Annotated in this window: 19 protein-coding genes; 6 read left to right on the top strand and 13 right to left on the bottom strand. The window is 63.5% G+C overall.

Translation table 11 applies throughout. The annotated features are described in order from the left end of the window. Positions 1-535: 535 nt before the first annotated feature. From BUS12_RS01860 to BUS12_RS01835, 6 genes are all read right to left on the bottom strand, one after another. On the bottom strand, positions 536-826 hold the full coding sequence (locus tag BUS12_RS01860) for an H-NS histone family protein (protein ID WP_074293976.1): 291 nt from the start codon (positions 824-826) through the stop codon (positions 536-538). A 117-nt stretch (positions 827-943) separates the two neighbouring features. Further along, positions 944-2143: a serine hydrolase domain-containing protein gene (locus tag BUS12_RS01855; RefSeq protein WP_074293975.1), complete on the bottom strand. Its 1200-nt coding sequence runs from the start codon at positions 2141-2143 to the stop codon at positions 944-946. 183 nt (positions 2144-2326) lie between these two features. Beyond that, a complete protein-coding gene (locus BUS12_RS01850; protein ID WP_074293974.1) occupies positions 2327-2554 on the bottom strand; it encodes a hypothetical protein in 228 nt (75 codons plus the stop codon). A gap of 650 nt (positions 2555-3204) precedes the next feature. Then, the gene (locus BUS12_RS01845) at positions 3205-3447 is read right to left on the bottom strand and encodes a hypothetical protein (RefSeq protein ID WP_171991575.1); all 243 of its coding nucleotides are present in this window, start codon (positions 3445-3447) and stop codon (positions 3205-3207) included. Positions 3448-3554: 107 nt separating this feature from the next. Next, complete coding sequence (locus BUS12_RS01840) at positions 3555-4091, bottom strand: BON domain-containing protein (RefSeq protein WP_074293972.1); 537 nt, start codon at positions 4089-4091, stop codon at positions 3555-3557. Positions 4092-4163: 72 nt separating this feature from the next. Continuing rightward, positions 4164-5654, bottom strand: coding sequence for a sigma-54 interaction domain-containing protein (locus BUS12_RS01835; RefSeq protein ID WP_074293971.1), 1491 nt, complete (start codon positions 5652-5654; stop codon positions 4164-4166). A gap of 354 nt (positions 5655-6008) precedes the next feature. Between BUS12_RS01835 and BUS12_RS01830 the strand changes: the two genes are divergently transcribed. Further along, positions 6009-7409, top strand: coding sequence for a GntP family permease (locus BUS12_RS01830; protein WP_074293970.1), 1401 nt, complete (start codon positions 6009-6011; stop codon positions 7407-7409). 157 nt (positions 7410-7566) lie between these two features. Here the strand turns inward: BUS12_RS01830 and BUS12_RS01825 are convergent, their stop codons facing one another. After that, positions 7567-8049: a hypothetical protein gene (locus BUS12_RS01825; RefSeq protein ID WP_074293969.1), complete on the bottom strand. Its 483-nt coding sequence runs from the start codon at positions 8047-8049 to the stop codon at positions 7567-7569. Positions 8050-8305: 256 nt separating this feature from the next. Between BUS12_RS01825 and phaP the strand changes: the two genes are divergently transcribed. After that, the gene (phaP, locus tag BUS12_RS01820; protein WP_074293968.1) at positions 8306-8800 is read left to right on the top strand and encodes a TIGR01841 family phasin; all 495 of its coding nucleotides are present in this window, start codon (positions 8306-8308) and stop codon (positions 8798-8800) included. Between the two features lie 105 nt (positions 8801-8905). Here phaP and BUS12_RS01815 read toward each other — a convergent pair whose 3' ends face one another. Together BUS12_RS01815 and BUS12_RS01810 are read right to left on the bottom strand one after the other, a co-directional pair. After that, on the bottom strand, positions 8906-9244 hold the full coding sequence (locus BUS12_RS01815) for a hypothetical protein (RefSeq protein ID WP_074293967.1): 339 nt from the start codon (positions 9242-9244) through the stop codon (positions 8906-8908). 137 nt (positions 9245-9381) lie between these two features. Continuing rightward, on the bottom strand, positions 9382-9981 hold the full coding sequence (locus tag BUS12_RS01810; protein WP_074293966.1) for a J domain-containing protein: 600 nt from the start codon (positions 9979-9981) through the stop codon (positions 9382-9384). 175 nt (positions 9982-10156) lie between these two features. On the opposite strand from BUS12_RS01810, the gene BUS12_RS01805 reads away from it, so the two are divergent. Next, entirely contained in the window at positions 10157-10558 is a 402-nt protein-coding gene (locus BUS12_RS01805; protein WP_074293965.1) for a RidA family protein, read from the top strand. Positions 10559-10648: 90 nt separating this feature from the next. Here BUS12_RS01805 and BUS12_RS01800 read toward each other — a convergent pair whose 3' ends face one another. Continuing rightward, positions 10649-11302 carry a hypothetical protein gene (locus BUS12_RS01800; RefSeq protein ID WP_074293964.1) on the bottom strand — a complete coding sequence of 218 codons (654 nt, stop codon included), beginning with the start codon at positions 11300-11302 and terminating at the stop codon, positions 10649-10651. Between the two features lie 192 nt (positions 11303-11494). Further along, the gene (locus BUS12_RS01795) at positions 11495-15013 is read right to left on the bottom strand and encodes a hybrid sensor histidine kinase/response regulator (RefSeq protein ID WP_074293963.1); all 3519 of its coding nucleotides are present in this window, start codon (positions 15011-15013) and stop codon (positions 11495-11497) included. Between the two features lie 331 nt (positions 15014-15344). On the opposite strand from BUS12_RS01795, the gene BUS12_RS01790 reads away from it, so the two are divergent. Next, entirely contained in the window at positions 15345-16994 is a 1650-nt protein-coding gene (locus BUS12_RS01790) for a methyl-accepting chemotaxis protein (protein ID WP_074293962.1), read from the top strand. Between the two features lie 191 nt (positions 16995-17185). Here BUS12_RS01790 and BUS12_RS01785 read toward each other — a convergent pair whose 3' ends face one another. After that, on the bottom strand, positions 17186-17725 hold the full coding sequence (locus BUS12_RS01785) for a methylated-DNA--[protein]-cysteine S-methyltransferase (protein WP_074293961.1): 540 nt from the start codon (positions 17723-17725) through the stop codon (positions 17186-17188). Beyond that, positions 17722-19164, bottom strand: coding sequence for a DNA-3-methyladenine glycosylase 2 family protein (locus tag BUS12_RS01780; RefSeq protein ID WP_143788227.1), 1443 nt, complete (start codon positions 19162-19164; stop codon positions 17722-17724). Before BUS12_RS01780 ends, BUS12_RS01785 begins: the two co-directional genes overlap by 4 nt. Before the next feature lie 456 nt (positions 19165-19620). On the opposite strand from BUS12_RS01780, the gene BUS12_RS01775 reads away from it, so the two are divergent. Both BUS12_RS01775 and BUS12_RS01770 read left to right on the top strand, forming a co-directional pair. Further along, the gene (locus BUS12_RS01775) at positions 19621-19872 is read left to right on the top strand and encodes a hypothetical protein (protein ID WP_074293959.1); all 252 of its coding nucleotides are present in this window, start codon (positions 19621-19623) and stop codon (positions 19870-19872) included. A 286-nt stretch (positions 19873-20158) separates the two neighbouring features. Next, positions 20159-21145, top strand: a complete 987-nt coding sequence (locus BUS12_RS01770; RefSeq protein WP_074293958.1) for a DedA family protein/thiosulfate sulfurtransferase GlpE — start codon at positions 20159-20161, stop codon at positions 21143-21145. The last annotated feature ends 42 nt before the right edge of the window (positions 21146-21187 follow it).

Here is a 21187-nt window from a genome sequence, read left to right as displayed (position 1 = left end):
TATGAGACGGACTCAACTCCGGGTTTGTCCTGGGCACACCGATGCGTTGGCAACGGTTTCGACGTTAAGGTGAGGGTTTTCGGGACCAGCGGCGAAAACAGCCCAACAGCTGCTTGAGGTGATGTGGATGGGCATGCCGCGCGCACCGGACATTCTGGACTCCCGGATAAATCGATGGTGCGACGATAGACGAAACGAGGCAGACAGAAGCGGGGCGAGCGACAAGCCACACGGCGTAATAAAACGCGCAAACGCTTATCAGATAAGGGATTCCAACTTCACGCGAGGCGCCGGTCAGCGCGCACAACGGCGCTCATGACCCGTGCATGCGCACGACGCAAGCTCAACGAAGAGGGATCAAGGAGAGCGGCGTCACGCGAGCGCAAAGCCCGGTCGCGCAGGAGCCCAACGGCCGCGGCAAATACGAAAGGTGAGGGTTTTCGGGACCAGTGGGGCGGTGCGCAAAATCGGCGCCGCCGCTTCACTTGTGGGGGAAGGCACGTCGTTGCAGGACGCGCCGTCCCGTACGTAACGCTTAATCGGTGATCAGGAAGCGTTCGCGATTCTTGCCTGCCAGCCAGCCCGGCGAACGGCCGCGGCCACTCCAGGTCTCGCCGGTTTTCGGGTTGCGATATTTCGCCGGCAGCGGCGTCTTCTTCGCCCCCGCACGTTTGCTCGAGAAGCCAAGTTCCTCCGCGGTGATGCCGTATTCCACAATCTTCTGCTTGATATCGGCAATCGCCAGCTCTATTTCCTTTTCACGAGCGACAGCGACTTCCTTGTGAAGCTTTTCGAGCTGCGCAGTCAATTGTTTGTAAGTGGCCATGAAGCGTCGTCTCCAGTCGGTTGGATAACTGCAGTGTGACCCTATCAGATCGAAAAAGTGCCGGATAGCACTCGTTCACGCATTCCCGGATTCGCGCTACCGAAACAAGCCATGCGGTCAGTCGTCGATAGCGTCATAAAGGCGCCGCTCGAATTCGATCGGCATCGGAAACGGCTCGAGCGCGCGCAGCTGAATCAACATCAGACCAATCAGATCTTCCACGGGATCGGCAAACCAACTCGTGCCGTATGCGCCCGGCCAACCGAATGAGCCGGTTGACCGATAGCCGAGCGGCAACTGCTGCGCAGGGTCGTCGACAATCGACAAGCCCAGCCCGAAACCCTGGCCCGCCCAGACGATATGTCCGAACGCCGGCACCCGGCGCTGATCGCGGCTGAGGAAATTGGAGCGCATCAGATCGACCGAGCGATGCGAGAGCAGACGTGTCTGCCCAACCCGTCCACGCCCCAGCAGCAAACGCGCGAACTGCAGATAGTCTTCGGCAGTGGACACCAGTCCGCCACCGCCGCCTTGAAAGCGCTTCGGATTTGCCCAGCGGCTCGTCGCCGGACGATCCTCGACGATCCGCTGGCGCGTGCCCGGCTGGATGCCGTAGGCTGTCGCCAGCCGGGCGAGTTGCGGCTCGGGCACCCAGAACGCCGTATCGCGCATGCCGAGCGGCTCGAAGATGCGGGTGCGGAAGAAGTCGCCAAGCGTCAGCCCGCTCACACGCTGAATCAGCACGCCGAGAATATCGGTCGCAATGCCGTAGTGCCAGCGCGTGCCCGGCTGGAACATCAGCGGCAGCGTCGCAACCCGCGCGAGCCAGGCGTCGGGCGTCGCCCGCGATTCAACGCCGTTGAACACAGTCTCGTAAGCCCCGGCGAGCGGCCCGGTGGCGGTGAAGTGGTATGCGAAGCCGGCGCGGTGGGTGAGCAGATCGAGCACGGTAAGCGGGGCGCGCACGGCGTCCGTCTGATCGAGCGGCCCTGCCGGATCGCGCAGCACGCGCGGCGCCGCCAGTTCAGGCAACCATTGCGCAACAGGTGCGTCGAGCGTGAGCTGGTCCTGTTCGATCAGCATCATGATGGCCGCGCTCGTGACCGGCTTGGTCATGGAGGCGATTCGGAACAGGGTGTCGCGTTGCATGGGAAGCTGTTCGGCGTCGTCGCGCCACCCCAACGGCTCGAAGTGCGCCGTTTCGCCGCGCCGCCAGGCAAGCGTGACGACGCCGGCTACCTCACCCCGGTCGACATAGCCCTGCATGGCCGACGTCAATTGCGCGAGTCTTGCCGCGGAAAAGCCTGCTTTCTGCATCGGTCGTCCTGGGTGCGCAGTGAACCTGCGTCGCTACGTTGTTGAGGGCGCATCGGCTGACGTCCGGTTCTCGGCCCCGAGAACCTCGCTCATTGCAACCGGCACGGCCCGGCAGAATCTGCAGGTCGCTTCGGCCTGCCAGGTAAGAATGATACGTAACGTTATGGCTTCACCAGCTCAACGTTACCGCACATTGCCCGCGCTGGGCGCCAGGTTCTCTCTTGCCTCGAGCGCGCTAAGCGCGTCGTTGAGCCGTTTGAGACGGCTCGCCTGCGACGGCACCAAAGCCGCGCCCAATATCGATTTGAGCCGACTCCGCCAATACGATAGCGGAATGCGGTCCGCGGCGGAAATCCGCGTAATCACGTGTTCCAGATGCTCAATGTCTTTTTCGAGTTGGTGGTGATTCATTGCTTTCCCCGGAAATTCTTATCAGACCGAACACAAAAGCATGAAACGTGCCGCGCGGCGCCTCTTTCACCGTAGACCGGAAATTTTCCTCGCCTGCCTTTTCTTCGCTACGAATTGGCAATATGTCGGCCCGTTGACATGGACGCGACTGCGGGAGCGCTCTACCCATGACGATAAAGGCAGATACAGCGAGCTTCCGTTGGCCGCCGCACTGAACGACATGAGTTCATCGATCAGGCAACGCCGGTGATTAAATTAAATCCATTAAAGATGGCGAGGCGGAGGCTACCCATCTATTTCATATTCTCGAAATAAATATCGGACAATGAATCACTCCCGTCTGGCAATACATTCGCGAGACGGTCTCATAGTTGAATTAAGCCCTGACCAATATGACCGTTTTGTGCGCCGCACTGATGATGCGATGGGAAATTGAACGCTCAACGCGCGGGGGATTCTTGTACGCGGTGGGCCACCCGCCGGTTTCGGCGCGGCGTTGGTTCAGGTCATCGTCGTATGGGAGAGGCAACGCCAAGGCGTGACACGCCGGCTGGCGCCTTCAATCTGGCGCCAGCCTGAGCTGATCCGTCATGATCCATCGTCATCCGTCCGCCGCTGCACTTGCCCGGCACGAACGGCGGTGCCCGCCTCTACTGTGCCCGTACCGGACACGCGTAGATCAGACTGAGCGTGCCGTTGTCGCTCGACTGGCGCACCACCTCGAACTGGCCGCTGCAATTGGCGCGTGCCTGCTGTGCGCACGAATCGGAGCCTTCCGGACATTGCACGAGCGTAGTCGGACGGCCGTCCGGCAGGAACAGCGGCGGGCTGCTGCTGCACCCGGCGAGCGCCGCCAGCACAGCGAGACCGGTCGCGCCAAGCGCGGTACGCATAAGGCGGCTGGTTCGAACAGAGGATGTGTAGCTGCGTTTCATTGAGAACCCCGATCCCTTTCTAATTCTTCGACCCAGCGATTGTGCCACGCGCGCGCTGCACTGCGTCACTCGTGAGTAGCGGGATCGTTCGCGGGTTCGCTTGCGGGCTGGTTAGGCGCGGCAAGCGTTTTGTAGGGAAGCGGCCCGCGCGCATCCGCGCTGATACGCACGAAGACCTGCTCGACATCCGGAATAGCTTCGAGCTGTTGTTGCAGCGCATGAACATCGAACGCGCGCGGCGCGCATCCTTCGGCGTAGACAAAGCGCCGTTGCACGGTAATCCACACGCTCGTGCCGTCGAAGACATGGGAATCGGTGAAGTGGGCGCGAATCGCCCCGGCGATATCCGCGTCGTACATATACGAGTTTGGCTTGGTGCACTTGTGCGCCAGCCAGCAGGTCGTGCCGCGCTCGACACGGTAGTGCGCGTCGTCCTCCATTTCCGCGTGGTTCATGAACGGCCCGAGAGGCACAGGACAGTCGGCGAAGCCTTGCGAAAGCGCGAAGAACGGGTCGTTGTACCAGTTCTTGAGTTCGGGCTCCTGAGCATGAAGCGCCGCGCTCAGCAGGAATGGCAGGATTGCGACAGGCCAGGGTTTCATGACACCTCCGACTGCATCGATTGACCAAACCGCTCAATGCATCCGCCGTCGCGACGCGGCAGCCGCCTTTGCTCAGACCTCGATCCCGTACGCCGCGATTTTCTTGTAGAGCGTGGCGCGCCCCATGCCGATCTGCGCGGCCGCCTCGATCACGCGCCCACCGTTGGCGCGCAGCGCGTCACTCAGAAAGCGCTTCTCGAAGCCGGCCATCGCCTCGGCCCACGACGCCTGCACGGCCTCGGGCGAAGCAACCGACGCCTGCGATACGGCCGGGGCACTCTGCCCAACCGGCGCAAACGCCATGCCCTTTGCCCCATGACCACCCGCCGGCAGCGGACTGATGAAAGACGCGAGTGCGTCGGCATCGATGCGTTCGCTATCCGACAACATCACCGCACGCTCCAGCGTATTGCGCAATTCACGCACGTTGCCCGGCCACGTGTGCGAACACAAGAAGCGCAGCGCGTCTTCCTGCAGTTCGAAATGAGCGCCGCCGTGCACCCGCGCCGAGAGGTCCTCGAGCATCGCGTAAGCCAGCGATTCGATATCCGCGATGCGTTCGCGCAGAGGCGGCGCATGGATGGTCAGCACGTTCAGGCGATAGAACAGATCCGCGCGAAAACGCCCTGCCGCCACCAGCGCCGGCAGATCCGCCGAGGTCGCCGCGATGATGCGCACATCCGAGCGCACGATGCGGTTCGAGCCGAGCGGCTCGAACTCGTTGTCCTGCAGCACGCGCAACAGCTTGCCCTGCAACGGCAGCGGCATATCGCCGACCTCGTCGAGAAACAGCGTGCCGCGATTGGCCAGCTCGAACTTGCCGACCCGGCCTTTGCGATCGGCGCCGGTGTAGGCGCCGGGCGCCGCGCCGAAGAACTCGACTTCGAGCAGCGTGTCGGGAATGGCCGCCACGTTGACCGTCACGAGCGGCTGGTTGGCCCGCCCCGACGCGCCGTGGATCGCATGCGCCAACAGTTCCTTGCCGGTGCCGGTCTCGCCGAGCAACAGCACCGGCGAATCGACCTGGGCCGCGCGGCGCCCCTGGCGCTTGACCTCGAGACTCGCCGCGCTGGTGCCCACAAAGCTCGCGAAGGTGTATTTCGCCCGCCGCGCTTGCGCCAGCGACTGGCGCGTCGCGATCAGTTCTTCCTGCAGCCGCGAATAGTGGGAGAAGAGCGGCGTCAGCGCCTTCAGTTCGTCGAACAGGGCAAAGCCGACCGCGCCGACCGTTGCGCCGCTATCGTCCTTCAACGGCAGACGCGTCACGACGAGCGGCTCGCGGTCCGTCTCGAGGATATCGAGCAGGATCGGCTTGCCGGTCTTCACGACCTCGCGCATCAGGCTGTTGGGAATCACTGCCTCGCAATCGCGGCCGATCGCCTGTTGCGGATCGGCAAAGCCAAAGCGGGCAGCGTAGCGTTTGTTGATCCAGACCACGCGGGCATCGGCATCGACAATGAACGTCCCCTCGCTGAAATTCTCGAAGGTCCGAAACAGCGATTCCATCGCCCTGCGCAGTACATCGCTGTAGTTGGCGGGCAGTCCCGCCCAGTCGTTCATCATGCCGTCGTGGTCTCCTGTCGACCCGAGTTGGCGCTTTAGCGCTTACTCTGGTCCCATGCAAAGCAGTTATCGTTATCGTTGTCTCGATTTGTAGACAAGCTTATCTCATTGCGGAGATCACCGGCAAGCCCGTCAAATAAGGCGCCTCGGTCCGCACGATCGAGATTGAGACGCCCAGCATCCCGAAATTGAGACGATTCGGTACAATCGTTCGAATCGCGCGCCGGCGCTTCGCAGCCAAAGCGAGGCAACAGGCCGGTCTGGCTCGAGTGGCACGGAACCTGCATTCAGGGGCCCGGGTCGCTGCGCCACCGGGCGCGCGGACACGTAGAACAACCAAGCTTTGGAGACTCAATGTCCTTTGTTATCGTCCTCGCCGCTCTGGCGTTTCTGATGTTTGCCGCGTATCGCGGCTACAGCGTGATTCTGGTCGCGCCGATTGCCGCCCTGGGGGCCGTGTTGCTGACCGACCCCGCCGCTGTCGCGCCGGTGTTCTCCGGCATCTTCATGGACAAGATGGTCGGCTTCGTGAAGCTCTACTTTCCGGTGTTCATGCTCGGCGCCGTGTTCGGCAAGGTCATCGAACTGTCAGGCTTCTCCGAGTCCATCGTGGCCGCTGCGATCCGCTACATCGGACGCTCGCGGGCCAATGCGGTGATCGTCGCGGTGTGTGCACTGCTGACCTACGGCGGCGTGTCGCTGTTCGTCGTGGTGTTCGCGGTGTATCCGTTTGCGGCCGAGCTGTATCGCCAGAGCAATATTCCGAAGCGCCTGATGCCGGGTGCGATCGCGCTGGGCGCCTTCTCGTTCACGATGGATTCGCTGCCGGGCACGCCGCAGATCCAGAACATCATCCCGACCACGTTCTTCAAGACCACCTCGTGGGCCGCACCGTGGCTCGGCACGATCGGCTCGGTGTTCATCATCATCGTCGGGCTGACGTACCTGGAATGGCGCCGGCGCGCGGCGATGGCAAAGGGCGAAGGCTACGGCACGTCGCTCGTCAATGAGCCGGAACGCGTCGAGTCGAAGCAGCTCCCACATCCGCTGCTGGCGGTCGCACCGCTCGTGCTGGTGGGCGTCGCAAACTTCGCGCTGACCAAGCTGATCCCCGACTGGTACGGCGCGTCGTACACGGTTGCGCCGGAAGTGCTGCCCGGCATTCATGCGCCGGTCACGACGGCGATCAAAACCGTGGTCGGCATCTGGGCCGTGGAAGGTGCGTTGTTGCTCGGCATCGTGCTGGTCATGCTGACCGCGTTCCGCCGCATGCGCGAACGTTTCGCTAGCGGCACCAAGGCTGCTGTGTCGGGTGCGCTGCTGGCGTCGCTCAATACGGCGTCGGAATATGGCTTCGGTGGCGTGATCGCGGCACTGCCAGGCTTTCTGGTGGTGAGCGATGCGCTCAAGAGCATTCCCAATCCGCTCGTTAACGCGGCGGTGTCGGTAAGCTCGCTGGCGGGGATCACCGGGTCGGCGTCGGGCGGTATGAGTATCGCGCTCGCCGCCATGTCGGATACCTTTATCAAGGCGGCCACAGCGGCGCATATCCCGATGGAAGTGCTGCACCGCGTGGTGGCCATGGCAAGCGGCGGGATGGATACGCTGCCGCACAACGGCGCGGTGATTACGTTGCTGGCCGTGACGGGGTTGACGCACCGCGAGTCGTATCGCGACATCTTCGCCGTGACGATCATCAAGACGTTGGCGGTGTTCTTTGTGATTGCGGTGTATTACACGACGGGGTTGGTTTAAGGGGTGGGGGTGCGGTGCGTGTTTTGCTGGCAAAGCTAAAGTCTGTCATTAGCGACAAACTTATGTTGAGGCCGTCATGAAAAACAGCGATAAAACGCCTTGACGGCTTCCGATACTAGCTCACGCACCCGGCGCCCTCGCAAGCGCCGTTACCCCGTCACTTGCACAGCGAAAACGCTTCGCGCGCAGCAATATCGCCGTTACCGTAAATGCCGACCACGGTGCAATCCGCGGCCACGCACTCATAGGTGCTGTCCTGAAACGTGAGGACATAGTGACGAAAGCCGTCCTGCGCCGCGTCCGGCCCCCACGAATCGGCCACCAGCGTCGAGTTCACGATTTCGTGCGCCGAATATCCGCGTAAGCCTTGCGCCGCCAACGGATGAGCATAAAGCCCCTCGTCGTTGGGCGGACCGAACTGATGAAACGCGGCCATCGAAAATTCGACCGCGCAGAACGGATCGTCGTCTTCGTCGAACGGGCCGAAGCGCTCGAAGTTCGCCTTGGCGATCCGGTAGGCAATCACCACACGCCGTTCATTGGCCACCACAAACGGCTCGGGAGCATCGGCGGCCGGACTCGGCACGTCGTCCAGCAGGACAACCTGGTCCTGCTGATGAGAATCAAGGGTGCTGTTCATCTAAGTCGTCCGGCTCCTTCCCGCAATCACCTGTGAATGGGTCGCACTATGCCACGGTGGCACGCCGAGGGCTACGATCCGCATCCTGAAGGCGACGCTCCAGCTCGATCCCCGCCGAAATCGGTTGACATCCCAAAATTCCCCCGTACAATGGGTTTTGTTGCACTGCAGCAATAAACCTTCAGCCCTTGCGGCGCGCGGATCTTGTGTTACTCAGAGCCACCTCGCACTCGCCGCCTTACCCTTTGGAGCAGTGATGAGCACGCCTACCCCCCAACAATTGATCGCCGCACAGCAAGCCAGCCTCGAAACCCTGTTCGGCTTCGCGAACCAGGCGTTTGCGAGCATCGAAAAGCTGGTTGCATTGAATCTGCAAGTCGGCAAAGCCACGCTCGCCGAAACGCAAGCTATCGTGACCAGGGCCGCGTCGGTGAAAGATCCGAGCGAACTGATCGCACTGTCGGCAAGCCTGTCGCAACCCGCATCGGAAAAGGCGGCTGCATACGGCCGTCACGTGCACGAAATCCTGTCGGGTGCGCAAGCTGAGTTCTCGAGCGCCGCCACCGCGCAATTTCAGAAGGCCCAGAAAGAAACCCAAGGCTTTATCGAAAGCCTCACGAAGAATGCTCCGGCCGGCAGCGAAGGCGCAGTAGCAGCATGGAACTCGGCCTTCTCCGCAGCCAACGCTACGTACGAATCGGCCACCAAGGCGGCCAAGCAATTCGTGGCAACCGTATCGGCCGGCGCGTAACGTTTCGTTAGTCGCCAGCAAGCGGTCGGTCATTTCAAAAAGCGAACTTCGGTTCGCTTTTTGATTTTCTGCGGGCGCAATCGCGACGACCCTGCATGGGCCCGTTCATGCCGGCGCGAAAATCACGGCCTGGCGGTCCTCGATATAGCGATGCGTTCGCGTAAAGCGATACACCTGGCCGTCAGCGGTGATGCGGTTCATACCCGGTTCGGTGAGCGCAAGCATCTCCTCTGCGAGGTGGGCCGGGACTGCGTCGCTACTGGATAGCGCATCGAGCGAGTTCTCCGGGTCGCCGATATACACCGAACGTTGACCCGTGCCATAGCGCATGACGACGACAGCCTGGCCGGCGTCGAGCGCCAGTTCGAGATAGTTGGCGAGCTCCCGTAGCGAGGCGGGCGTACTCGTTCGCATTGCGTAGGCTGAACCGGCTGCTGTTGTCATCGCACCGTTCCCCCGTCAGATGTGCACGTCAAGAGACGGCAGACCCGTCTCTTCTCCGATCCGGCACACTTCTACTATAAGCAATGCCAGCGCGGCCGCGACGCTCTTTTTCGACGGACGCCACGATAGCGCGCGGCTTAAAATCGCAGACTGTTCAGGAATTGAAACCACAATCCGCCGAGCGTACCGCCGTGCCCGGCCGTAGCATGAGCGTCTCGCGACGCAGCATGTTCAAATGGTTGCTGCGGCTCGTCGGATGAAGATTCCTCAGGCACACTAGCCTGTTGACGCGACGCATGCAGCGCCAGCACGCTATCCGCAATCTGTGCCGCGCGGCTTGTATCGCATTGATGCCCTAACAGCACGCCGAACACCACGTCGCGGTTGTAACCCTCATCCGCGTAGCGCATCGCGAGCGAAACCATCTTCGCGTAGGCGGCCTGTTCGGCAGCGCGGGCCGCTTCTTCACGCTCGGCCCGTTCCCGCTCCGCGCGCTGATGATGTGCTTCCCATTCGCGCATCTGCTCGGCAAACACCGCGTCGTACACCTGACGCTGGGCCGCATCGGACAGGATGCCGTAGGCGTCCTTGATGTCCTGAAACGCGGCACGTGCCGCCTCTTCCGCACCGGCATTGCGGTCCGGATGCCAGCGCATCGCGGCCTTGCGGTACGCGCGCTTGATCTCTTCAACGGTGGCGTTCGGCTGAACACCCAGCTTGTCGTATAGGGTTGCCATGGTTCGCTCGCCCCTCAGTCGCATCGCGGACCATCGTAGCATGCGAAAAATGCCGTCCGCGTGACATTGCACCGAGCGGCGTCATCCACTGCTCCATCCATTTTGGCGAGTTACTTTCGACGTAGCCGGCGAGTCCGGCTATTTCAAAGTCAACGTTGTGAATGGAGAAAGCGGTATGACGCAAGGCCCCACATTCTGGATGATTCCGAACGCGCCGACCCCGGTCGCGCCGTTTTCGCATGCAAGCGAAAGCGACGGATGGGTATTCGTGACGGGACAGATGCCCACTTCGCCCACCGACGACGCCGCGCCGCTGCCCGAAGGCGTCAGCGCACAGACGCAGCGCGTGATGGACAACCTGAAGATCGTGCTCGAAGGTCTCGGCCTCGGACTCCAACACGTCCTGGTGGCGCGCATTTTCCTGACCGAATTCAAACGCGATTATGCGGCGATGAACGAGGCCTACCGCGCCTACTTTCCACAGGATGCATTGCCGGCGCGAACCTGCATCGGCGTCACGGGCCTCGCGCGTGACGCGCTCGTGGAAATCGATTTCATCGCGAAGCGGCCCGGCTGAATCTGACCGGGCGCCGCGCATCGACGCTTCGCTGCAGAATCGCGATTCAAAGCCGCGGGTTAGACGTGCGCGTGGAAAGCGCGCGTTAGGTTAGAAGTGGTAAGTGACGCCGACCTTCACGATCGGATAAAAGCGCAAGCGGTCCGCGGTGTTCTGCAGCGATTGCTTCTCGGCATCGACGTTCGCCTGACCCGCTTCGGCGACGATGTTGGCGGGCACGTCGAAGTCCACCCGCGGCTTGCCGTAGGCAACGCCTGCATCGACAAACAGCGAGAAGCCCTTGGTCGCGAGCGGCGAATGGCCGAAGCCGATGCCCAGGTACGGACGCACGGCCGGGAACGTCGCCTTCGCGTGAATGCTCTCGCCGAGCGTCGAATACGCCACGCCATTGATCGTGTAAGTGCCCGACATGCTGGTTGCGTTCGCATCCACATTGTCGCCGCCAATCAGCAGGCCGGCGGTGAAGCGAAACGGCACGACTGTCGGAGCCGGGAAAAAGTCGCCATAAAGGCCGGCATGTGCGAGCGTTGCCGTGCCGTCGTAATGCAGCCCACCCGAATTGAAGCTATGGGAGAAACTGACGCCGTTGAATTCCGCGCGAAGGTTGGCGAGCGAACCGAGCGAGTGACCGTAGCCAATCCCCGCGCCTTCGGTGCCGATCTGCCCATACACTTCATCCGCCATCGCAAGCGGTCCGTACAGCGCAGTCAGGCCTGCAAGCAAAGCGACAACCAAGCGTTTCATCGTACTAATTCCCGTGAGGTCGAATCGTGTGGAGAGATGACTGAGGCGGGGTGCTACCCGAGGGACATGGCCGCATGCGTAATGCATGCGCCCCAGACAAGCTCGTTTACGACGCGCTCACAGGAATCTTGAGGCTCGTCTTCAAAGAAACCGTAGGGAGAACAGAACGTGTGCGGAAGGGGAAGACGCGCGTCAGTGCGTCGAAGCCTCGTCAAGACCGAAGTGATGGCGCACGCCGTCATGCAATTCGATGGCGAGGCCGGCCAACTGCTCGCTCCACTGCGCCTGCTTTTGACAAAGGGTTTGCAGCTCGCGGCACTGCGCCGCGAACTGCGGTTCGCCTACGATGAGAAAGCCGCCGGCCGCGCTATGGGCCCAATCGCGCAGCGCGAGCCGGTCGCGGCGCTCGACGATTGCGGACAGCCTGGGCAGGTCCGTGCCGAGGTGTTCTTTCAGCATGGCGATATAACGCGCCTGGGTTTCCGCGTCGAAGGACTGTGCGGAGCCTGCCACCGGCTGCGGCTCAGGGGCTGGCTTCAGCGTGGAATCGGGCCTGGCGTCAAGGCTGTCACCGGCCGTGGACTCGAGCGCAGGCGCCGTCCCCTCCTCCTCATTCGCCCCCAACACGCTGAGCGCGGCCTCCAGCTCGGCGAGCGAAGTCGGCTTGGAAATGTAGCCGGTGAAACCACGCTGACGCCACTCGTCGGTCTGCTGCGTATCGGTGACCGCGCTGAAGGCGAACACCGGCAAGCCCGGGTAAAGCCGATGCAGCGCCGCCAGCAGCTCATAGCCGTCCATCACGGGCATGTGGATGTCGGTCAATACCACGTCGACCTCCGTGTGTTCGAGCATCGCCAGCGCCTGGCGACCATCACCGGCGAGAATCGGCTCACAACCCAGCGCCTTCAACTGCTCGACAATCAGCGACTGGTTCAGCGGGTTATCCTCAGCGACGAGAATCGCCAGACCGAGCAACGCAGGCTCGCCGGAGGCGGAGGCTGCAGGCGGTGCAGCGGCATGGGCCGGACGACGCGCATCCGGCGTCGCCAAAGCCTCGCCTGTCGCTCCCGCATGCGCCTTGTTGGCCGCCAATTCCACCGCCGCCAGAATCGCCACGCGACTGAACTCGCTCACTTCGAACACGCCCTCGCCACGCGCCGTCGGACGATGCGGACCCGTGCGCGTAATCCATACCGCCTTCACCGCTTGCAAAGCGCGTAACGCGGCGATGATCTCGAGGCCGTACTCCCCGGTGACCACCAGCACATCGGGCTGGTTGCCCCGCAGCCAATCCTCGGCGGCGCGCAACGCGTTCACACTGCGCGTGAACCATCCTGCGCTGGCGAGCCAGCCATCGATAATCTGGCCGGACTCCGTCTCCTGGCACAACACCATCGCGTTGCCGCGCCGCGCCGGCGCGGCCACCGGTACGCGCTCGTCTTCAGGTGGAAGCGCCAGCGGAATCGACACGCTGAACGCGCTCCCCACGCCCTGAACGCTGTCCACGGCAATATGACCGCCCATCAACTCGCACAGGCTCGCGCAGATCGAGAGCCCGAGGCCCGTGCCGCCATACCGGCTGGATGTGCTGCTTTCGCCCTGGATGAAGGGGTGGAAGATGCGCGCGACCAACGCCGGGTCCATGCCGATCCCCGAGTCGCACACGCGGCAATGCAAAATACTGCGGCCCTGCAAGTCCTCGCGCACCTCGGCATTGAGTATGATCTTGCCGCAGGACGTGAATTTATAAGCATTGCTGAGCAAGTTATTGACGATCTGCGCAATGCGGGTCCGGTCGCCGCGCAGCACCTGATCCAGCGTCGGCGACAGATGCGAGTAGAAGCGGATCGGCCGGCCCTCGGCCATCGGCGCATACGAGAGCGCGAGATTTTCGAGGTCGTCGATCGGCCTGAACGACTCGCTCACGAGCTTCATCTCGCCCGCGTCGATCTTCGAAAAATCGAGGATATCGTTGACGATGCGGCGCAGCGCGTCGGCGGCCATGCCGAGCGCTCGCAGGCGCTGCTCGTGTGTCTCCAGACCCGGTGTACGCGAGAGCAATTCCAGGTTGCCCAGCAGCACGTTGAGCGGCGTACGGATCTCATGGCTCATCGACGCGAAGAACGTCGAGCGCGCCCGCATGGTGGTCTCGGTCGCCTGCTGCGCGGCGCGCAACTGCTGCTCGAGCGCGTGCTGCGCGGTGACATCGAGGATCGCGCAGAACAGCACATCCTCGTTGGCATAGCGCGCCGGCGCACACGTCAGTTGCAGGAACTGCCCGCTCGCCGGATCGGCCTGCCCGGGCTGGGCCGGCACGGCGAATACCGCGATCTTCGAGCCATTGACGGAGCCGGGTTGCGTGGCGAACTGCGTCTGGAAGGCGGACACGATGTGCGCGGGCAGCATGTTCGCGGATGGCTCGATGCCCAGCAACTGACCTGCGAGCGCATTGGCCGTCAGGATCGAATAGTCGCTTTGCCGGACAATACAAAGGCCGATGGGCGTGGCGCTGACGAGGACATGGTTGATCGCCTCGTTCTCGAGCGCACGGGTCGTTTCGTCGTGGCTGGTGCGCAGCAGGCGCATTCCCCAGAACCGTGCGGTGAGCGCGATGCCCACCAGCAGACATAACGCCACGCCCGCAACCGCGCCGAGTTGCCAGGCGATCGTAGCAATCAACACGCCCCAGGATAGATAGCCGATCAACGAGCCGAAGCCTGGGATGATGGGCTCGCGCAAGACCGCGCCATGACGCGTGTACCGATAGCCGCCATCCGGCAGCTCCGCGCCGATCGTGCGCAGCTCGCGCTCGAGCGCGGCGCTCACGGGCGGCGACGACACCGTCGCTCGCTGGTCGTCCGCCAACAGCAGCAGCGTGCCCGCGCGAGGTTGCCGCGAGAGCCGCGCGATCAACCAGTCCACCGGAACGCTCATGGTCACAAGCGTGACCGGCACGTCCCCTTCGTAGTACGCACTGACCGCCGTCATCACCGGCACGCCGAGCCACGGGTCGACATAGGGCCCCACCCACAGGCGCTCGCCTCTGGCCGGCACGCGTCGACCGGTCTGCGCCGCCAGCTGACGCTCAAGCGTATCGCGTAGCGTAATCACGTCCGAGGGCGCGAGACGCGGCGTATGGGCTCCCGTCTGCGATTCGACCGCCGGCAGGATCATGGCGTAGTCCTCACTGACGCCAATCAGCATGGCACGGTGATCGAGTTCGAACGCTTGCTGGGTCACCAGCGTGGACTGGCCTGCCCAGTAGAGCCACAGGAGTTTGTCGTTCAGCGTGGCGTCCCATGCGTTGCGCGTGGCGTCGGCGATCAGCAGGTCGAAGCTGGCATCCGCTGCATCGGCATGGCAGCGCGCCATGCCGGTTTGCCGGATCGACGCTTCGACGCCATCCGGCAGGTTGCGCACGTCGCCCGAGTGGCGGTAGTACCCCACCGTCAGTTCGGTTCGCCGCAGGAACGAGACCTCTCGATGCAGGAGCAAGGAGATGTCGGCGGCATATTGGGTGACGAGGGAGCGGCGGTAATCGAGCTGGTTGTCGACCGCCAGCACGGCCAGCAGCAGTGCCGAGAAGACCACGATCGCCATGAGCGTGACGATGGCCGTCAGGTAGAGCGATTGCTGGCGCTTCGCATTTCTCGCCAGCGAGGCGAACGCCTGGGCGAGCGACGCCTGGGTACGGTCGAGAGTCTTCTGCATAGGGTCGCGTCGATAACGTCGTTGGTACTCGCGGACTGCTGCCAGTCGTGATTGCTGGCAGCGTCGTCCGCAGGCCAGACCGCGTCTTCCGGCGCAGTGTAACCCGTTTGAAGTGCCCTGAAAGCACGATGCACAGGGCATCGGCACAGATGCGCCGGAGGCTGTCCGGCGGACCCCGCATGCTACTAGCAAACCCTGCAATAACGGCAACGCGAGCACAAAACCTGAGCGGAATACCAGGATAACCCTCAAGCTCACGCGGTTATTGCCGTTAAGCCTTGCAGCGACGAAAGGGCTGCGCCGTGTGCGCGCCCACCCTGCAAGGAAAGCCATGCGCAACAATCAGCCTGTTACACAGCAAGAGTTTGAATTCCCCTCCTCACAGATGCTCGTCTCCGCGACCGACCTGACCGGCCGCATCGAGTACTGCAATCCGGCGTTCATTGCGGTTTCCGGTTATACGAAAGACGAACTGATCGGCCAGCCGCACAATCTGATTCGCCATCCGGACATGCCCCGCGAAGCCTTCGCCGACATGTGGACAACCATTCGCGACGGCCGTCCCTGGACCGCGCTGGTCAAGAACCGGCGCAAGAACGGCGACTATTACTGGGTACGCGCGAGCGTCACGCCGGTGGTCGAAAAAGGCGCCGTGGTGGGCTATCTGAGCGTGCGTGTGAAGCCGGCCCGCGAGGCCGTGCGCGCAGCCGAAGCGCTCTACGCGAAGATCCGCGAGGGCAACTCGCGCTCGCACAAGCTGCATCGCGGCACGGTCGTAAGGACCGGCCTGGCGGGGCGACTGCAGGCGATGATGCGGCTACCGGTCGCAAGCCGCGCGGCCTTCGGCTATGCGCTGGCGCCGCTCGCGTTGCTGCTGACGGGTGTCGCCGCGTGGGGCGGACATCCGCCGCTGCCGTTCTGGATCGCCTTCGGCGTCACTTCGCTGATCAGCGTCGGCTCGTGGCAATTGCTTGCCCGTCATCTGGCCGAGCCCGTGCGCGAGATGTCAGGATTCGCGACGCGTCTGGCCGCCGGCGATCTCACCGCCGACCTGGTGATCGCGCGTCACGACGACCTGGGCGAAGTCCTGCAGGCGCTGAACCAGTTGAAAGCGAATCTCGCCGCGATCGTCTACGACGTGCGCACGCAGATCAGCGGCATGCTCGACGCCGCCCGCGAAATTTCGAGCGGCAATGTCGATCTGGCGCGCCGCACCGAATTGCAGGCGGCTTCACTCGAAGAAACCGCGGCGACCATGGAGCAACTGACCACCACCGTGCAGGCCAACGCCGACGCCAGCGTGCGCGCGCTCGATCTGGCCAGAGACGCGCAAGCCGCAGCGGCGGTGGGCGGCAAGATCGCGGGCCAGGTGGAGCAGACCATGGCGGGCATCACCGCCGCTTCGAAGCGCATTGCGGACATCACCGGTGTGATCGACGGCATCGCGTTTCAGACCAACATCCTCGCCTTGAATGCGGCCGTCGAAGCGGCGCGCGCCGGCGAAGCGGGTCGCTCGTTCGCCGTCGTTGCCGGCGAGGTGCGCATGCTCGCGCAACGTTGCGCGGCGTCGTCGAAAGAGATCAAGTCGGTCGTGGAGGCGAGCACCACCGAAGTCGCGCAAGGTACCGAACTGGTGGCGCGCACCAGCTCGCAAATGCGCGCGATCGATGAGGCTGTCAGCCGCGTCTCGTCGATCATCGTCGAAGTGGCAAATGCGAGCAGCGAACAGGCGGAGGGTATCCGTCAGGTGAATCAGGCCGTCTCGCATCTGGATGGCGCCACGCAGCAGAATGCCGCGCTCGTCGAGCAAGCCGCCTCGACGGCGCAACGTCTCGCGGAACAGGCCGATGTGCTGGACGAAGCCGTGCGCCTGTTCACGGTGGCGGACGTCGCGCCGGTTGCCCACGCAGCGCCTTCGAGGCCCTTGCAACGCAACGCGAAGGCGCGCCAGGCCGAGTCGAAGGAAGCCGCTTTAGTCTGATAGATCGGCGTTACTCCCACCTCGACAAAGGCGCGCGTGCGGCTCAGGATAAGCCCGTCAGTGCCCTGGTTGTGCGGGGCTGGCTGACCCGAGTAATAACGGCGTTTTGGCAGCCCGTCCCATTGCGGACGGGCTATTTTTTATCTGCGCTTTTGCCTATGTTGCGTCTGCGTTCGCGCGCCGGATGTGGACTATCGCACGCCTTCGGTATCGAGCAATTCCAGTTGCCGTGGTTGCGCGGCCGCGGGCCGTTCGAGCGTCAGCAACGCGGCCTTGCGCTCTAGTCCACCGGCGTATCCGGTGAGTTCGCCCGCGCTCGATATCACCCGGTGGCACGGCACGATGATCGACACCGGGTTGCGCCCGTTCGCCGCCCCCACCGCACGCGCACTGCCCGCGGCGAGACCGAGGCGCAGGGCGAGCTGCCCGTAGCTTGCGATCTCCCCAAACGGGATCTTCACGAGTTCGCTCCAGACGCGCCGCTGAAACGTCGAACCCGCCATCTGCAGCCGGACAGTGAAACGCTGCCGCTCGCCGGCGAAATATTCGGCGAGTTGCTCCGCACTTTCCGCCAGTACGCGTGACGGCGCAGCGACCGCCATGTTGGCCGCGTTCGGAGCATCCAGCGGGAAGTACTTCTGGCCGACAAAGTACACGCCGGTGAGCGCGTCGTCTTCTGCGCGCAGCAACATCGTACCGAGCGGACTGGGAATCGACAGGTAGTGTTTCATGCCGCGTGTGCCTTTTCTTCGTGAACGAGCGCGAGGTGCTGCGCCGCATACGCGCGCCACGGCGCCCATTGCGCGGCGCTGTCGGTCGATGCGGCGCTTGCCGCACTTGCGGCACTCAACGGATCGCCCGCCGGAAATGCATTCGGCCAGCCGATCGCCCGCATCGCGATGTATTGGACCGACCACTCGTCGAAGCCCACCTCAGTGCGCAAATGCGCAAGCGTCTCCTCGAGCGGGGTCAAAGGTTCGAGAAACACCCGCCGCTGGACGACGTCATCAGCGAGTTTCAGCAACAGGTGGACACCCCGTGCCGATAGTCCGGTTGCCCGCAGCGTCTCAGCGGGCACTTGCGCCAGCACGTCCGCCGTGGCGAACGCCGCACGCAAGCCCTCCGGCGCCTGTGTCACGCGCGCACCGAACGTCTCGGCGATCCGGCGCAGCCATGCACATGCGTCGGCGCGCGGCCACTGACGCATGGCGATGGCACGCACGGCGATTTCGAAGCCGTCGAACGCGCCGGGCACCCGAATGCCCGGCAGCGATGCGGCCAGTTCGCCGAGTCGGGCGTCGATCAGATCAGGACGGCAATCGAGATCGAAGAAGTGCCGCACCTGCGACAGCAGACGCGGCAACACCGCGGTCAACGAAGCCGTCACCGTGAGCCGCAGCGCGTGCCGCGACGGCACGTCCTCTGCCTGCAGCCAACCGGTGACGTGCCGGCCGTCCTGCCGGATATCGACGGCACGCGCATAGCTGCGCTCCGTTACCTGTTCGACACCTTCGATCGCGTGGTCGGTGAGGTGATAGAGGAGCGCATCCCATGCAAACGGCGGCCGATAGCCCAGTTCGAACGTGAAGGTGTCGGTACTCACCGCCTCGCGCCGACGCTGGCGCAAACGCGCCGGACTAAAGCCGTAGCGACTGCGGAACAGGTCGTTGAAACGACGCACGCTGCCGAAGCCCGCCGTCAAGGCAATCTCCGCGGCCTGCAACGTGGTGTCGGTCAGGAGACGCTTCGCCAGCAACAAGCGTTGCGTCTGCGCGTAATCGATCGGCGACACGCCGAACTCCGCTTCGAATATGCGCCGCAGATGTCGCGCACTCACGCCGATTCGCGCGGCCAGCGCGGTGAGGTTGCTGTCGTTGAGAAAGCCGCCGTCGATCAGCGCAGCGGCCGCCTGTGCGAGCGGCGCCGAGACATCGAGCAAGCCGTGACCGGGCGCCAGTTCCGGACGGCACCGCAAGCACGGTCGAAATCCCGCATGCTCAGCCAACGCAGCGTTCGCGTAAAAACGGCAATTCGCGAACTTCGGCGGCCGGACCGGGCACACTGGACGGCAATAAATACCTGTCGACGTCACCGCCACGAAGAACCAGCCGTCAAAGCGCCGGTCGCGCGAGAGTACCGCCTGATAGCAGGTTTCACGATCGAGAGTCATGCTGGCAATGTAGCGCATCCCCGGGTGCGTCACTGGCCAGATTCGGACATGAGTATGGCGACGCCGGTCAACGGCGGAACGGGTCGCACCGTTTACAGCAAAAGGGCGGCGGCTGGTGCCGTAAGCGTGCCCGACGCGTGCCCTAAGCGCGTGCAGCGGCCCCGGATTAAACGCCCGCTGCGCACATTCGCGGCGCAACCGCCTAACCCGGCCGCGCGTCAGGGCCGTGACAATCGGGCGGAATGGTTGCACCGCAGCGGGGCACGAAAAATGCATCTTGCGACGCAATGAGTCGCGTTAAACTGGTTGCCACGACGCAGCCGCAGGCCGGATAACATTGCGTGGCGCGGCTCTCCGAGGTGCGTGGGATGTCACGGTATCGGCCATGCGCGAAACACGGCGCGCCAAGCTGCCCGTACAATGGGTTTGATCAACAACGGAACGAGGACAACTTCGATGCGCACTACCGGGTCTTCCGGGTCAATGGCCCTGCTCACCGAATACGACGACGCAACGGCGCGCGAACTTCGCTCGCTGCGCCTCGAATCGACAGAAGACGGCAAGGGTATTCTTCTGATCGAAGTCGACGAACGCAAGCCGGGCATCCACCGCGAAGTGCGTTATGAAATCACCCCGGCGGAACTGATTGCGGCCATTCGCGCGCACGGTGCCGAACTGCCGGGCGAACAGCACAATCACCGTAGTTGACAGGGGTGGCGGCATTGGCGCACGCGAATGCCGCACACCTGCCGCCGAACCGCAAGCGCGCCCCTCGTCTGCAACCCCCGTCCGCCAGCCGCATTTGCCCACCTTGACCGGCTGGCCGGAACGTCGCTCCACGCGCGGCTTTCTGCCCGCTGCGGCTGACCCAGCAAGGCTTCTCCGGCTTTACCCGCACACCACATTACCGGACGCTTGCACGTCACGGAAATGCGTCCATAATCGATAAGTTCCCTCTTCGCTTCCCACCGGAAACGGCCACGGAAGTAAGCCGATGCTACATGACCTCGTCGAGCAGTACGGGCCTGCACTCGTCTTTGCCAATGTGCTCGCCGCATCGCTCGGGCTGCCCGTGCCCGCGATGCCGTGTCTCGTCCTGTTCGGCGCGATGGCGGCCATGCATCCGGCCACCGTCGGCACACAACTCGCGTCGGTGCTCATCCTCGCCATCTTCGCCACGCTGATCGGCGACAGCGTGTGGTACCTCGCGGGCCGCATCTACGGCGGCAACACGCTGAAGACACTCTGCAAGCTGTCGCTCTCGCGCGACACCTGCGTGAAGAAGACCGAGCGCTTCTTCGGCCGCTGGGGCGTGCGCGTGCTCGCCGTGGCGAAGTTCGTGCCGGGCCTGTCGATCGTCTCCATTCCGATGGCCGGCGCGATGGGCACGGCCTACCGCACCTTCCTGACCTATGACAGCATCGGCGCCGCCCTGTGGTCGGGTACCGGTCTCGTCATCGGCGCGCTGTTCGCGCAGCAGATCGACATGCTGATGGCCGGCGCAGGCCGCCTTGGCCGCATGGCGGGCGTGGCGATCCTCGCGTTGCTGCTACTCTATGCCACTTACCGCTGGATCCGCCGGCGCCAGCTCATCAACAAGCTCGCCACTGCTCGGATGGAAGTCGATGAGCTCTACGCGCTGATCGCCGAGGGCAAGCCACCGGTGTTGTTCGACATTCGTTCGCGCGAGAAGCGCAAGCTCGATCCGTTCGTGATTCCGGGCACGCAGTTCGCCGACGAGCGCCAACTCAATGAAATCGTCGCGAAGTACTCGCCCGAGCAGAAACTCGTCATCTACTGTTCGTGCCCGAATGAAATTTCGGCGGCCTGGATGGCCAAGCAACTCAACGAAGCCGGTTTCAGCGACGTGCTGCCGCTGCGCGGCGGTCTCGACGCATGGCGCGACGCCGGGCGGCAACTCGAGCCGCTGGACGAAGAGCCGGTCTCCGAAGTGCATCCGGGCGTAGCGCCGGCGGTGTAAAAACGCCGCTTGGCCTCGCACGGTTTGCCGATCGCCTGTGGC

This window comes from Paraburkholderia phenazinium, assembly GCF_900142845.1.
In the GTDB taxonomy this organism is placed as follows: domain Bacteria; phylum Pseudomonadota; class Gammaproteobacteria; order Burkholderiales; family Burkholderiaceae; genus Paraburkholderia; species Paraburkholderia phenazinium_A.
The sequence above is the reverse complement of the archived record's forward strand: the minus strand, read 5'-3'. Positions and strand labels throughout refer to the sequence as shown.

Bases quoted from the DNA above. Each gene is read 5' to 3' on its own strand.
- BUS12_RS01805 (WP_074293965.1), top strand. From the start codon at position 10,157: ATGACGCAAGGCCCCACATTCTGGATGATTCCGAACGCGCCGACCCCG.
- BUS12_RS01800 (WP_074293964.1), bottom strand. From the start codon at position 11,302: ATGAAACGCTTGGTTGTCGCTTTGCTTGCAGGCCTGACTGCGCTGTAC.
- BUS12_RS01780 (WP_143788227.1), bottom strand. From the start codon at position 19,164: ATGACTCTCGATCGTGAAACCTGCTATCAGGCGGTACTCTCGCGCGAC.
- BUS12_RS01830 (WP_074293970.1), top strand. From the start codon at position 6,009: ATGTCCTTTGTTATCGTCCTCGCCGCTCTGGCGTTTCTGATGTTTGCC.
- BUS12_RS01860 (WP_074293976.1), bottom strand. From the start codon at position 826: ATGGCCACTTACAAACAATTGACTGCGCAGCTCGAAAAGCTTCACAAG.
- BUS12_RS01810 (WP_074293966.1), bottom strand. From the start codon at position 9,981: ATGGCAACCCTATACGACAAGCTGGGTGTTCAGCCGAACGCCACCGTT.
- phaP (WP_074293968.1), top strand. From the start codon at position 8,306: ATGAGCACGCCTACCCCCCAACAATTGATCGCCGCACAGCAAGCCAGC.
- BUS12_RS01850 (WP_074293974.1), bottom strand. From the start codon at position 2,554: ATGAATCACCACCAACTCGAAAAAGACATTGAGCATCTGGAACACGTG.
- BUS12_RS01835 (WP_074293971.1), bottom strand. From the start codon at position 5,654: ATGATGAACGACTGGGCGGGACTGCCCGCCAACTACAGCGATGTACTG.
- BUS12_RS01825 (WP_074293969.1), bottom strand. From the start codon at position 8,049: ATGAACAGCACCCTTGATTCTCATCAGCAGGACCAGGTTGTCCTGCTG.
- BUS12_RS01770 (WP_074293958.1), top strand. From the start codon at position 20,159: ATGCTACATGACCTCGTCGAGCAGTACGGGCCTGCACTCGTCTTTGCC.
- BUS12_RS01845 (WP_171991575.1), bottom strand. From the start codon at position 3,447: ATGCGTACCGCGCTTGGCGCGACCGGTCTCGCTGTGCTGGCGGCGCTC.
- BUS12_RS01840 (WP_074293972.1), bottom strand. From the start codon at position 4,091: ATGAAACCCTGGCCTGTCGCAATCCTGCCATTCCTGCTGAGCGCGGCG.
- BUS12_RS01790 (WP_074293962.1), top strand. From the start codon at position 15,345: ATGCGCAACAATCAGCCTGTTACACAGCAAGAGTTTGAATTCCCCTCC.
- BUS12_RS01785 (WP_074293961.1), bottom strand. From the start codon at position 17,725: ATGAAACACTACCTGTCGATTCCCAGTCCGCTCGGTACGATGTTGCTG.
- BUS12_RS01775 (WP_074293959.1), top strand. From the start codon at position 19,621: ATGCGCACTACCGGGTCTTCCGGGTCAATGGCCCTGCTCACCGAATAC.
- BUS12_RS01795 (WP_074293963.1), bottom strand. From the start codon at position 15,013: ATGCAGAAGACTCTCGACCGTACCCAGGCGTCGCTCGCCCAGGCGTTC.
- BUS12_RS01855 (WP_074293975.1), bottom strand. From the start codon at position 2,143: ATGCAGAAAGCAGGCTTTTCCGCGGCAAGACTCGCGCAATTGACGTCG.
- BUS12_RS01815 (WP_074293967.1), bottom strand. From the start codon at position 9,244: ATGACAACAGCAGCCGGTTCAGCCTACGCAATGCGAACGAGTACGCCC.